This is a genomic window from Rathayibacter sp. AY1H2, from assembly GCF_002931985.1.
In the GTDB taxonomy this organism is placed as follows: domain Bacteria; phylum Actinomycetota; class Actinomycetes; order Actinomycetales; family Microbacteriaceae; genus Rathayibacter.
In genome coordinates, this window is sequence record NZ_PSUV01000016.1 from 16,052 (window position 1) to 28,784 (window position 12,733).

A 12,733-nucleotide genomic window follows, 5' to 3' on the forward strand; every position below is an offset into this window, starting at 1 on the left:
GAGTCAACATGGTGTTCGCCTATGACGTCGAGGCGTCGCTGACCTCCACCGCCACCCTCGTCAACACGCTCCCCGAGCTGTCGCCGTCCGGCGAGGACGAGATGGCGACGATCGAGCAGCTGGACGACTTCCTCCTCGAGAACCGGTACACGGGCAGCCGCGACGGATCGGCCGAGGAGCTGGAGGCCGTGCGGGCGATTCGCTCCTCCCTCCGCACACTCTGGCTCACGCGGGCCGAGGAGGACCTCGTCCCCGTCGTCAACGGAATGCTCGACTCCGGCCGCGCGCTCCCGCAGCTGGTCCGGCACGGACCCTACGGCTGGCACCTCCACGCGACGCGCGACGAGAGCCCGCTCGCCACCCGCATCCTGGTCGAGGCCGCCATGGCGTTCGTCGACGTGATCCGCGGCGACGAGCGCGAGCGGATCCGCGTCTGCGCGGCGGAGGACTGCGAGGCGGTGCTCGTGGACTTCTCCCGCAACCGCTCGAAGCGCTACTGCGACACGGGCAACTGCGGTAATCGCGCGAACGTGGCCGCGTACCGGGCCCGGCGGGCGTCGCAGTAGCGGACGGGCGGTCGTTGCGCGCGGGCGCGCGTCGATCGTGCTGCGGCTCGGGGCCGGGGGGCTGTATGCGGGGCGACTCCGCGGGGGACCGGTTGCGGAGGTGCACGACTCCCGGGCTTCGCGGCTCCCGACCTGAGCGGCTCCTGGCCGCACGTCTCCCCGCCCTAGCCAGGCTCCGGGGCCGCGTGTAGACTCGTTCGGTCGGCTCTTGACACCGTGCGTTCTCGTGCGGATGGGTTTGTTAGTCAAGTGGGCCGAGTCTCCGACAGTCGTCGTGAGACGAATCACATGTGTGAATCGGCCCCGGTCAATGACTCGCCCGGGTTCTCCCCCTGCTGCCCCGCAGCAGTCCAGCGCACGGACGCCCCTCACGACGGGGCTCCTCCGGCGTCGCCTCCTCGCGCACGACCTGAACCCAGGAAGAACTGCCATGCCCAAGAACAAGAAGCCCGCCGGCGGACGTCCGGCCAAGAACTTCGAGCCCAACCGCTTCGGCGCCTCGAGCGGCAAGTCCCAACTCGGCGGCCGCTCGCGCTTCCCCGGCGCCAAGCCGGGCTCGCGCAGCGAGGGCCACCGCGGATTCCGCGCCGTCGACGAGAACGCCCCCAAGAAGGCGCGCTGGAACGCCGACGAGCGCGCCGAGCGGGCCACCGAGCGCGCCGATCGGCCCGCCCGCGGGAACGACCGCGACGAGCGGCCCTCGCGCGGCTACGACCGCGACGCACGCCCGGCCCGCTCGAACGACCGTGACGAGCGTCCGGCCCGCGGGTACGACCGCGATGCACGCCCGGCCCGCTCGAACGATCGCGATGAGCGTCCTGCGCGTTCCTTCGATCGCAGTGACCGTCCGGCCCGTTCCTTCGACCGCGATGCGCGTCCGGCGCGCTCGAACGATCGCGACGAGCGTCCGGCGCGTTCCTACGGGCGCGATGAGCGTCCGGCGCGTTCCTTCGACCGGAGCGACCGCCCGGCCCGTTCCTTCGACCGCGATGCGCGTCCGGCCCGCTCGAACGACCGCGACGAGCGTCCGGCCCGTTCCTACGGGCGCGATGACCGTCCGGCCCGCACCGGCGACCGCGACGAGCGCCCCTCGCGCGGCTACGACCGCACCGAGCGTCCCGCCCGCTCGTTCGACCGCAGCGACCGCCCGGCCCGCTCCTTCGACCGGGACGCGCGTCCCTCGCGCGGCCACGACCGCGGCGACCGCCCGACCCGCTCGTTCGACCGCGACTCCCGGCCCTCGCGCCGCGACTCCGGCTCGGACTTCTACCCCAGCCGCGACGCCCGTGCGCCGCACCAGGCCGACGACGTCGTGCTCGAGCGCCTCGAGGCGACGGCCACGCTCGCCGTCGACGTCGAGGGCGTCACCTTCGGCGACCTCGGCCTGGGAGGGAACATCGTCCGGATGCTGACCGAGCTCGGAGCGGCCGCGCCGTTCCCGATCCAGGCCGCGACCATCCCCGAGGTGCTCGCCGGCAAGGACGTCCTCGGACGCGGCAAGACCGGCTCCGGCAAGACCATCGCCTTCGGCGCCCCCGTCGTCGAGCGCCTGATGGAGAACAACGGAGCGAAGGGCCGCAAGCCGGGCCGGGCTCCGCGCGCGCTCATCCTCGCGCCGACCCGCGAGCTCGCCATGCAGATCGACCGGACCATCCAGCCGATCGCCCGCTCCGTCGGCCTGTTCACGACGACCATCTACGGCGGCGTCCCCCAGTACAAGCAGGTCGGAGCCCTCCAGCGCGGAGTCGACATCGTCATCGCGACGCCGGGCCGCCTCGAGGACCTCGTCGAGCAGGGGCGCCTCGACCTCTCGAACATCACCATCACGGTGCTCGACGAGGCCGACCACATGTGCGACCTCGGCTTCCTCGAGCCGGTGCAGCGCATCCTCCGCCAGACCGCCGACGGCGGCCAGCGGCTGCTGTTCTCGGCCACGCTCGACAAGGGCGTCGCGACGCTCGTCGACGAGTTCCTGGTCGAGCCGAGCGTCCACGAGGTCGCCGGCGAGGACCAGGCGTCCTCGACCATCGACCACCGCGTGCTCCTGATCGAGCACCGCGACAAGGCCGAGATCATCGAGCAGCTCGCCGCCCGCCAGGGCAAGACGCTGATCTTCGCCCGGACCCGCGCGTTCGCGGAGCAGCTCGCGGAGCAGCTCGACCACGCGGACATCCCCGCGACGAGCCTCCACGGCGACCTCAACCAGTCGCGCCGCACCCGCAACCTCGCACTGCTCACCAGCGGACGCGTGGACGTGCTGGTCGCGACGGACGTGGCCGCGCGCGGCATCCACGTCGACGACATCGACCTGGTGATTCAGGCCGACGCTCCCGACGAGTACAAGACGTACCTCCACCGCTCCGGCCGCACCGGCCGCGCGGGCAAGACGGGCACGGTCGTGACGCTCATCACGCGCAACCGTCGCCGCCGCATGGAGGAGCTGCTCGACCGGGCCGAGATCGAGGCCGAGATGATCGAGGCCCGCCCCGGCGACCGCGTCCTGCGCGAGATCAGCGCCCCGGCCGAGTAGCCGCCGACCGCACGACGACGAGGCGCGGACCCCCTGCATCGGGGTCCGCGCCTCGTCGTCTTTCGTGGTAGGTGCTGTGTGGTGCGGCGTGACGGCGAGTGCCGGGTCGTGGTGACCCTCCGACTCCGCACTGCGCAGGGCTCCGCGCTGTGCGGCTTCCCGTGGGGCGGCGCTGCGTTGCGCGACTCTGTGCTGGACGACTCTGTGCTTGACGACTCTGCAGTGCCCGGCTTCGCGGAGGGCTTCTGCACGCACGAACGCCGAAGGGCGGACACCGCGAGGTGCCCGCCCTTCGGCGTGTTCACCGGCCGGAGCCGGTGAGGGGAATCAGCTGGCCGGGGGGGTCAGCACGGTGTCGATGAGGTAGACGGTCGCGTTGGCGGTCTGGACGCCACCGCAGATGACGGACGCGTCGTTGACCTTCAGGTCGTCGCCGGAACCGGTGACGGTGAGGTTGCCACCCTGGACGGTTGCGTGGTCGCCGGCGATCGCGTCAGGGGCGATCTGGCCGGGGACGACGTGGTAGGTCAGGATCGAGGACAGCGTGGCGGCGCCCTCGGGGGTCTTGAGGGAGTCGACGGTCGCGGCGTCGAGCTTGGCGAACGCGTCGTCGACGGGGGCGAAGACGGTGAACTCGCCGCTGTTCAGCGTGTCGACGAGGTTGACGTCGGGGTTGAGGCCACCGGAGACCGCAGCGGTCAGGGTGGTGAGCAGCGGGTTGTTCGACGCGGCGGTCGCAACGGGGTCGAGCGACATGCCCTCGACCGAGCCGGCGCCGTCCGGGACCTGCTCGGCGTAGGCGGCACAGCCGGGGCCGACGAGGTTCGCGGCCGGGTCCATGGTCGCCATGGGGGTCGAGGAGGCGGAGGCCGACGAGGTGGCCATCGGGGTCGACATCTCGGTCGCCGCGTCGCTGGCGGCGGTGGTCGAGCCGCTTCCGCTCGAGCAGGCGGTGAGGCCGAGGGCGGCGGTGCCCAGCAGGGCGAATGCGGCGAGGGCGGAACGCTTGGTGGATCGCATGGGATTACTCCTTCGTGAGACGGCCCCCACGTGATGCGGAGGACCTGTTCTGTGTGGACCGTGTCGCGGCCGTTGACATGTGTTCGGAGCCCTCCCTGCGGGGGTTTGGATTTCTTTCGGTGATCTAGGTAACGGCTTCGTAACGGCAGGGAACCGGGACGGCGGGGAGCTGCTCCGCCGCGTCGATTACCCTGGAGACGTCGCGCGCACGCGTCGACGCGACGAGAGGACGGGCGAGTGCAGACCCGAGGTGCACGAGTGGCTCGCGGCGTCGCCGCCGCTCTCGCCGCGACCGCCACGGCCGCCGCCTCCCACACGGTCGCGGGCGCCGAGACCCCCGCTCCTGCCGTGCTCGCCCTCGCCGCGGCGTTCGCCGTCGTCGTCTGCGTCCTCCTCTCGGGGCGCCGTCCGTCCCTTCCCCGGCTGACGCTCTCCGTGCTCCTCAGCCAGATCGCGTACCACGGCCTCTTCCTCATCACGGGCAGCGGTGGGGAGGTGAGCGTGGTCGGGACGACGGGCACCGGCGCGCACTTCCACGACGGGTCGACCATCGAGCTGATCGCCGGCGGAGGCGGACACGCGACTCACGCTCCGCTGATGCTCGTCGCCCACCTCGCTGCGGCTGCCTTCACGATCGCGGCGTTCCGGTACGGCGAGCGCCTCTTCTGGACGCTGGGAGCAGGCCTCCAGCGCGTCGTCGTTCGGATCGTCGCCCGCGCGTCCGCGGTCGCGCTCCCGTCGGTCCCCGGCGTCTCGATGACGGGTACCCCCGAGCCGCGGGCGCCCCGATCCCTCGACGCGGTCCTCTCGATCCTCCGGCACCGCGGGCCGCCGCTGCGGGTCCTCCGCGCCGCCTGACGCCCCTCCCGTGCGGGAGCGGCTCCGGTCGGCGCCCCGCACGCACCGCGGACCCGCGCTGCGTCCAGAACTCCCGGCCCCGCGCCGGATCTCCCCCGAGGACACGACCGTCATGACCCGTTCTTCTTCTTCTTCTTCTTCCTTCTCGCGGCTCCGCCTCGTCGGCAGCGGCGCACTCGTCGCCGCCGGATCGATCGCGCTCGCTATCGCCGCGCCCACGGCGGCCAGTGCCCACGTGACCGCGGCGGCGAGCAGCACCGCCGCCGGCTCGTACACGGTGGTGACGTTCTCGCTGGCCCACGGCTGCGAGGGCTCGCCGACGACGGGACTCACGATCACGATGCCCGACGGCATCAACTCGGTCAGCCCGACGATCAACCCGAACTGGGACGTCGTGAAGAACGAGGTCGCGATCGCCGACCCGGTCACCGACTCCCACGGGAACACCGCGACCAAGCGGGTCTCGGACGTGGTCTACACGGCGAAGACGCCCCTCGCCGACGGCTACCGCGACACCGTCGCCCTCCAGCTTCAGCTCCCCGAGGACGCGGCGGGCTCCACGCTGGAGTTCCCCGTGCTGCAGACGTGCGAGACCGGCAGCACCGCCTGGGACCAGCCGACCGTCGATGGCCAGGACGAGCCCGAGCTGCCCGCTCCCACCGTCGCGGTGACCGCGGCGGAAGCGGGGTCCGGCCACGGGGGCGGACACGACGACGACGGCGACGGTGACGACGCGGTCGCGACCACCGCCTTGGCGACGACGGCCACGAGCGGCGACGACGTGCTCGCCCGCATCCTCGGAGTCGGCGGGCTCGTCGTCGGCGCGGTCGGCGTGGCCGTCGGGCTCGCCTCCCGCCGCCGCGGACCCCGGGCGTCGGCGTGACCCGTCGGAAGGCCCTCGTCGCCGTTACCGCGATCGGGCTGCTCGGCTCGATCGCGGTGGCGGCGCCCGCCAGCGCGCACAACTACCTCGTCTCGACGACTCCCGCTGCGGACTCGACCGTGACGGAGCAGCCGGGAACGCTGGTGCTGACGACGAACGACGACCTGCTCGTCCTCGGGACGGACGGAACGGCGGCGGCTCTGCGCGTCGTCGGGCCGGACGGGCTCTACTACGGCGACGGCTGCGTCAGCGTCGTCGGGCCGGAAGCGTCGATGCCGCTCGAGCTCGGCGCGGCGGGGGAGTACGAGGTGACCTGGCAGGTCGTGTCGACCGACGGGCACCCCGTGTCGGGCCAATACGCGTTCGACTGGGCGCCGGCCGACGGGACCGCGCTCGCCGACGGGTCGGACTCGGTCCCGGACTGCAACGGCACCGTCGCGGTCTCAGGAGGACAGGCCGAGTCCGCCGACGAAGCGCAGGCGACGTCCGGATCGGACCCGGCACTCCTCGGGGACGTCCTGTGGATCGGCGGCGCTCTCGCCGCGGTCGCCGCCGCCATCGGAGTGACGCTCCTCGTGCTGCGACGGCGACCCCGCGACTGAGGCTCGTGAGCCTCCTGGGGTGGCGGTCGGTCAGTTCAGGAGGCTCGCGAGGGGCCCTTCACCGAGACCGGTGAGGACGGCCGCCGCGTCCTCGTAGACGGCGACGGCTCCGGCCTCGCGGAGTTCGTGCTCCGAGGTTCCGCCGGAGAGGACTCCGACCGTTGCCAGGCCCGCGCGCTCGGCGGCCAGGACGTCCCAGGTCGCGTCGCCGACCATGACGGCGCGGTCGACGGAGACACCCGCGCGGTCGAGCGCGATAGAGATCAGGTCGGGTGCTGGCTTGGCGGTGGAGACGTCGGCGCCGCTGGTGACAGCGTGGACGGACCCGCCGAAGTCGAGGACGTCGAGAAGCACGTCCAGCTCGTTCTGCGGTGCCGAGGTGGCGAGGACGACGTGGACGCCTCGACCTACGAGCGTCGCGACGAGCTCGCGAGCTCCCGGAAGTGGAACGATGCGTGCTGTCGTCTCGGCGTAGTTCTTGGTGTGCAGCGACTTCACCAGTGCGCGCTGCTCCTCCTTCACTTCGTCCTCGAGGAGCATGTCGAGCAGCTCCGACGAGTCTGCGCCGATCGCTCGTTGGATGCGCCAGGCGGGCACGACGAGGTCGGCCTGCCAGAAGGCGCGCGACCACGCCTCGACGTGGAGGAAGTTCGTGTCGGCGAGGGTCCCGTCGATGTCGAAGAGCACCGCGGAGGTCCCCGTCGTCGCGTCTTTCCTGTCCTTCGTTCCTGCCATGTCGCTGCCCCTCTTGTCGCTTCCGCGCCTATCGGCCCGTGCCGTCCACGCTACGCGGGCGCGCCGAAGCGGGCCCGCCCCTTGACCTGCCCGTCCACGCCACCCGACCTGCCCCTTGTCACGGCCCGCCGGTCCCGGTCGGATCGTGTCCGCCCTCCGTCCCGTTCCCCGGCTCCCCGGGCCGGGTGACATGCTGCCGTCCCGTCGGGCTCGTCCAGTGCAGCGTGCCGTCCGGCTCCTGCCGGTGGGTCCACCCCGTGGTGTGGCGGAGCCGGTGGTGGTGTCGGCAGAGGTGCGCGAGGTTGTCGGCCGACGTGGTGCCTCCGTGGTGCCAGTCGTTCGTGTGGTCGACGTCCGCGTGGCGGGTGCTGCGGGTGCATCCCGGGAACCGGCAGGTCCCGTCGCGGTGCTGGAGGTGGCGACGCAGGTCCGCCGGCACTCGGTAGGAGTCGCGTCCGACGGAGAGGACCGCTCCGCTCTCCGGATGGGTGAGCAGCCGCGTGAACGAGGGAGCACCTGCTGTGAGACGCCGCGCGGTCTCCGGATCGACGGGTCCGTATCCGTCGAGGACGGCGGGCTGGTCGGACCGCCCGAGGAGGGTCAGCGCCGGCACGGTCACCGCGACTTCGGCGCGCACTCCCGCCGGCATCGACGTGCCGTCTCCGTCGGCCGATGTCTCCCCGTCGACCAGCAGCGCAGCGGCGATGTCCGCGCGGAGCTGGCCCAGCGTCCGCTCCTCGTCCGGCAGATCCGCGAGGGAGCGGGCGGCCCGGTCGATCCTGTCCATCGCGCCGAGCACATCGGGAGCTGCGGTGTAGAGGTGCAGGATCGCCATCCCGTCGTCGAGGCCCTCCACCCAGAGCGCGCGACGACGGGCGCAGTCCCTATGACGTTCGCTGAGCGTCTGCGGGTGCAGCCGTTCCCGGAGCGACCGGAGGGCGCGTCGCAGCTGGGGCGGCGTGCAGGCGACCGCGATCGTCGCGGCCTCCTCGTCGAAGCGCCCACGGACCTCGGCGGGGACGTCGAGCGCTCCTCGCACCACGAGTCGCGCGTGCTCGGGGGAGAGGGTTCCGTCCGCGAGTGCGCGCAACGTCGCCGGGAGGTCGTTCACCAGCAGGCGTGCCTCGTCGACCAGTGCAGAGGCGTGTGCCTCCGAGACCCGGAGTCCCGTCGCGAGCTCCGCGATCAGCGCCCGGTGCGCCGCCTCCGCCCGATCCACCTGCACCTGGACGTGCTCGCCGACGAGCGCCGCGGGTGCCGCCATCGCGAGGCGGCGTGCCTCCTCGACTGCCCGGTACCGGGATGCCTCGACGGCGGACCGCTCAGCGTGCCGTGAGCCGGCGAGCGCGAGCGCCTCCGTGAGCGCGTCGTCTACTGTCGCCGATTCCTTCATGCCCTGATCTCACCGGACGAAGTCTCGCCGTGGGCCTCGGGAGCGCCGTTTCATCGGACAGCATCGCGAAGAACCGTCTGTGGAGGAGCGTCGCCCCCCTCACACCTTCCGCGGCACCGTGAACACGGTCTCCACTCCCGCCGAGTACAGCACCGAGTCCGGCGCGCGCGTCGCCAGCCCGGGGAAGCCCGCGGCGTCGAGCAGCCCGTCGTCGAGCGCCAGCAGCTCCGCGCGGCGCAGCGGCCACGGTCGGTGCAGGTTGCGGCCGTACCAGGTGGAGCCCAGGTGGCGCTCGTGGTAGGCCCAGCGTGCGGTAAGGAACGAGCCGAGCGGGTCCTCGCCGACCGGGTCGCCCGGGCGGACGACGATCCGGGAGCGGGCGGCCGAGTCCGAGTGCCGGATCGTGTCGTAGATCACCGCGCCGTGGCGGTGCTCGATGCTCATCCGGGCCCAGCGGTAGGGGAGCCCGAACACCGCCTGCGCGGTGAGCACGGGAAGGAGGTGGGAGGCGTCGAGCGAGACGAACACGACTCCGCGTCGTCCCTGCTCGTCGACGGAGTAGAGCCGGACGTTCACCTCGGGGAAGGTGCCGAGCCAGGGCACCCGCGGGCCGCCGAGGAAGGCCGTCCGCGAGAGCCGGAACGGGATCAGGCCCACCCAGGAGGAGCCGTCGTGTTCGTCGGGCCTCGTCCCGGCCGGGAGGTGGGGCGCCACCAGGGCGGGGTCGACCCGCCAGTGCAGGAACGTCGCCTCTGTCCAGCGCTGCTTCAGGATGCGCGGTCCGCCGAGCGCGGGCGCGGAACGGGTGACGGGTTCGACGGATCTCACGCGCCCATCGTGCTCCGATGTGCTGCGAGCTCGCCCGTGCAGGCGCGCTCAACGGCGTGCGACGAGTGCCTTCAGTGTCTCCAGCACCAGGGCCACCGGTGCGGAGGAGGCGGCGGAGTTGCGCACGACGGCCTCGAGGGAGCGGACGGGCCGGGGACGGACGACGGGCACGGCGCGGACGCCGTCCGGCAGGCGGTGGGCCGCGAGCTCCGGCAGGACCGTCACTCCCATGCCCGCGGCGACGAACGCGGCGGCGGTGATGTGGTCGTTCGCCTGGACGTGGAAGGGCGGCGCGAACCCGGCGGCGGCGCAGGCCTCCACGACGTTCCGGCGGCACCAGCCGGTGGGCAGGTCGTTGTCGACCCAGCGCTCGTTCGCGAGCTCGGCGAGGTCGATCTCGCTCCGGGAGGCGAGCGGATGACCGTCGGGCAGGACGACGAGGTAGGGGTCGTCGAGGAGGTGGTGCGCCGTGAATCCGGGGGCGGTCGGCTCGGAGGAGGCGACGAGGAGCTGCACGTCGGGGCGCGCTCCGAGGTCGTCGTCGAGCTCCTCTCCCAGGCGCAGATCGAGGGCGAGGCCGGGGAACGCGGCGGTCAGCCGGCGGGCGACCTCCGGCATCCAGGCGCTGCCGACGGAGGCGAAGTACGTCACCGAGAGGCGGCCGGAGCGGCCCTCGCGCAGCTCCTCCACCACGGCCTCCGCTTCGGCGAGGCGCTCGAGGACGCGGTCCGCCTGGGCGGCGAGGGCGCGTCCGGCGGGGGTCGGGCGGACGCCGCGGCCCACCCGCTCCAGCAGGGTCAGTCCGGTGTCGCGCTGCAGAGCGGAGAGGTGCTGGCTGACGGCGGAGGACGTGTAGCCGAGGCCGGAGGCGGCTCCCGCGATCGAGCCGGAGGCGACGACGGAGCGGAGGATGCGGAGCCGGTGCACGTCGAGCATGAGACGACCGTACAGTCCGGCTGAACGATCCGACAGTGAACGGAACTGGTGCTGAATCCCCGGCAGCGCCACGATGGCCTCATGACCGACGTCTCCTCCTCCGCCCCGCCCTCCACGAGGGACGCCCTCCTGCTGTGGGGCGCGATCGCGGTCACCGTCCTGCTCTGGGCGTCGGCCTTCGTCGGCATCCGCGCCACGACGGAGGACTTCGGCCCGGGCACGCTGACCCTCGGCCGCATCGTGGTGGGGTCGCTCGCGCTCACGGTGGTGCGCGTCGTCCTCACCGCCCGGAGGCGCCGCTCGGAGGCGGCTCCGGATCCGCGCACGGCGGTCCCGCGCGGGCGCCTCCTCCTGCTCGTGCTGGGCTGGGGGGTCGCCTGGTTCGGGGTCTACAACCTGGCGTTGAACGCTGCGGAGCGGCACGTCGACGCGGGGACGGCGGCGCTGCTGGTGAACATCGCGCCGATGATCACCGCCGTGCTCGCCGGGCTGCTGCTGGGGGAGGGGTTCCCCCGCCGTCTCCTCGCCGGGATGCTCGTGGCGCTGACCGGCGTCGCGGTAATCGCGTTCTCCACCTCCACCGGGCAGTTCGACGTGATCGGCGTCGCCCTCGGCCTGGTGGCCGCCGTCGTCTACGGCAGCGCGGCGACCCTGCAGAAGCGCCTGCTGGGCCGGATCGACGCGCCGACGATGACCTGGCTCGGCTGCCTCGCCGGCACGGTCGCGTGTCTGCCCTTCGCACCGGAGCTCGTCGAGGCGCTCGCCGCCGCTCCGCTCTCCTCGATCCTGGCTGTGGTCTACCTCGGGATCTTCCCGACGGCCGTCGCCTTCACGACGTGGGGGTACGTCCTCGCGCGCTCCAGCGCGGGTCGCACCGCGGCGTCCACCTACGCGGTGCCCGCGGTGGTCGTGCTGCTGTCCTGGCTCGTCCTGGGCGAGACCCCGCCGCTCGCCGCGCTGCTCGGAGGCGCGCTCGCCCTGGCCGGAGTCGCGGTGGCGACGCTGCGGAGGCGCCCGAAGGCGGTCTGACCGGCGGCGGATGCTCCTCCACAGCCGCCCGATCGCGTCGAGTCCTCGGACGAGGCGGCTCGCGGGGATCCCGCGGGAGGGCCCGGGATATGCTGGGCGGACGTTCATCCCAGTCGGCGCCGAGCGCCAGGAACGGTGAGGATCCCGATGACCGAGGCCCTGCAGCCGCCCGTCCAGAACGCCCTCTCGCTCACGCCTCCGGAGCCGGTGGCAGCGGTGCCGACCACCTCGGCGCCGTCGATCGCGCCGAAGGTGCCCGAAGCCGCCCTGCCCGGCCTCGAGGCGAAGGTCGACGGCTACCTCGACACGCTCCTGGCGACGGAGTCCCGCAGCCCCGAGTTCGCGACGCGGGCCAACGACATCCGCACGATGGGCGACGCCGACATCCGCTCGGCCGCCGACTCGTCGAACCGGCTGCTGAGCACGCCGGTGCGCGCCCTCCAGGAGGGCGGGCTCTCCGAGGGGTCGACCATCGGCAAGACGCTGCTCGAGCTGCGCCGCACGGTGGAGGATCTGGACCCGTCCGAGGACAACCTGCAGAAGAAGATCCTGGGCTTCATCCCGTTCGGCAACAAGATCACCGACTACTTCCGCCGCTACGAGAGCGCCCAGTCGCACCTGAACGCGATCATCCAGGCCCTGTACGACGGGCAGGACGAGCTGCGGAAGGACAACGCGGCCCTGAATCTCGAGAAGCAGAACCTCTGGGAGACGATGACCCGTCTCAACGAGTACATCTACGTCGCCGAGCGGCTCGACGTGAAGCTCTCGGCGAAGATCGCCGAGCTCGACGCCACCGACCCGGAGCGGGCGAAGGCGCTGCGCGAGGACGTCCTCTTCTACGCGCGCCAGAAGCACCAGGACCTGCTGACCCAGCTGGCCGTGTCGATCCAGGGCTACCTCGCGATCGACGTCGTCATCAAGAACAACGTCGAGCTGATCAAGGGCGTCGACCGCGCGACGACCACGACCGTCTCGGCGCTGCGCACGGCGGTCATCGTGGCGCAGGCGCTCGCCAACCAGCGCCTCGTGCTCGATCAGATCACGGCGCTGAACACCACGACGTCCAACATGATCGAGGCCACCTCGCGCATGCTCGCCGACCAGTCGGCCTCGATCCAGTCGCAGGCCGCCTCGGCCACGGTCGGGCTGCCGCAGCTGCAGGCCGCGTTCGCGAACATCTACCAGACGATGGACTCGATCTCGGACTTCAAGATCAAGGCGCTCGACAGCATGGCCCAGACCGTCGGAGTCCTGCAGACCGAGACGGCGAAGGCCGGCGAGTACGTCGAGCGGGCCCGCCGCAGCAACTCGGACATCGACGCGACGTCCTCGCTCGATCTCGGCCGCTAG

12 protein-coding genes are annotated in these 12,733 nt (G+C 72.4%); 7 read left to right on the top strand and 5 right to left on the bottom strand.

What is annotated here, in order from left to right; translation table 11 throughout:
- Nucleotides 1-8 precede the first annotated feature (8 nt).
- Together C5C29_RS12105 and C5C29_RS12110 are read left to right on the top strand one after the other, a co-directional pair.
- Nucleotides 9-566, top strand: coding sequence for a CGNR zinc finger domain-containing protein (locus tag C5C29_RS12105; RefSeq protein WP_104226176.1), 558 nt, complete (start codon nucleotides 9-11; stop codon nucleotides 564-566).
- 430 nt (nucleotides 567-996) lie between these two features.
- Nucleotides 997-3,096: a DEAD/DEAH box helicase gene (locus tag C5C29_RS12110; protein WP_104308417.1), complete on the top strand. Its 2,100-nt coding sequence runs from the start codon at nucleotides 997-999 to the stop codon at nucleotides 3,094-3,096.
- 327 nt (nucleotides 3,097-3,423) lie between these two features.
- On the opposite strand, the gene C5C29_RS12120 is transcribed toward C5C29_RS12110, so the two are convergent.
- A complete protein-coding gene (locus C5C29_RS12120; RefSeq protein WP_104223824.1) occupies nucleotides 3,424-4,116 on the bottom strand; it encodes a fasciclin domain-containing protein in 693 nt (230 codons plus the stop codon).
- Between the two features lie 258 nt (nucleotides 4,117-4,374).
- Between C5C29_RS12120 and C5C29_RS12125 the strand changes: the two genes are divergently transcribed.
- The 3 genes from C5C29_RS12125 to C5C29_RS12135 all read left to right on the top strand — a co-directional run bounded on the left by C5C29_RS12125 (nucleotide 4,375) and on the right by C5C29_RS12135 (nucleotide 6,459).
- Complete coding sequence (locus C5C29_RS12125) at nucleotides 4,375-4,974, top strand: hypothetical protein (protein ID WP_104223825.1); 600 nt, start codon at nucleotides 4,375-4,377, stop codon at nucleotides 4,972-4,974.
- A 112-nt stretch (nucleotides 4,975-5,086) separates the two neighbouring features.
- Complete coding sequence (locus tag C5C29_RS12130) at nucleotides 5,087-5,857, top strand: YcnI family protein (protein WP_104223826.1); 771 nt, start codon at nucleotides 5,087-5,089, stop codon at nucleotides 5,855-5,857.
- Nucleotides 5,854-6,459 (top strand): copper resistance CopC family protein, encoded by a 606-nt coding sequence (locus C5C29_RS12135; RefSeq protein ID WP_104223827.1) that lies wholly within the window; start codon nucleotides 5,854-5,856, stop codon nucleotides 6,457-6,459. The genes C5C29_RS12130 and C5C29_RS12135 overlap by 4 nt, the downstream gene beginning before the upstream one ends.
- Before the next feature lie 30 nt (nucleotides 6,460-6,489).
- Here C5C29_RS12135 and C5C29_RS12140 read toward each other — a convergent pair whose 3' ends face one another.
- From C5C29_RS12140 to C5C29_RS12155, 4 genes are all read right to left on the bottom strand, one after another.
- The gene (locus C5C29_RS12140; RefSeq protein WP_104223828.1) at nucleotides 6,490-7,194 is read right to left on the bottom strand and encodes an HAD family hydrolase; all 705 of its coding nucleotides are present in this window, start codon (nucleotides 7,192-7,194) and stop codon (nucleotides 6,490-6,492) included.
- A 118-nt stretch (nucleotides 7,195-7,312) separates the two neighbouring features.
- The gene (locus C5C29_RS12145; protein WP_104308419.1) at nucleotides 7,313-8,587 is read right to left on the bottom strand and encodes an HNH endonuclease signature motif containing protein; all 1,275 of its coding nucleotides are present in this window, start codon (nucleotides 8,585-8,587) and stop codon (nucleotides 7,313-7,315) included.
- Between the two features lie 99 nt (nucleotides 8,588-8,686).
- Entirely contained in the window at nucleotides 8,687-9,415 is a 729-nt protein-coding gene (locus tag C5C29_RS12150) for a YqjF family protein (RefSeq protein WP_104223830.1), read from the bottom strand.
- A gap of 48 nt (nucleotides 9,416-9,463) precedes the next feature.
- The gene (locus C5C29_RS12155) at nucleotides 9,464-10,351 is read right to left on the bottom strand and encodes a LysR family transcriptional regulator (RefSeq protein ID WP_104223831.1); all 888 of its coding nucleotides are present in this window, start codon (nucleotides 10,349-10,351) and stop codon (nucleotides 9,464-9,466) included.
- A gap of 81 nt (nucleotides 10,352-10,432) precedes the next feature.
- Here C5C29_RS12155 and C5C29_RS12160 point away from each other — a divergent pair, with 81 nt between their 5' ends.
- Nucleotides 10,433-11,380, top strand: a complete 948-nt coding sequence (locus tag C5C29_RS12160; RefSeq protein ID WP_104223832.1) for a DMT family transporter — start codon at nucleotides 10,433-10,435, stop codon at nucleotides 11,378-11,380.
- 147 nt (nucleotides 11,381-11,527) lie between these two features.
- Nucleotides 11,528-12,733, top strand: coding sequence for a toxic anion resistance protein (locus C5C29_RS12165; RefSeq protein WP_104223833.1), 1,206 nt, complete (start codon nucleotides 11,528-11,530; stop codon nucleotides 12,731-12,733).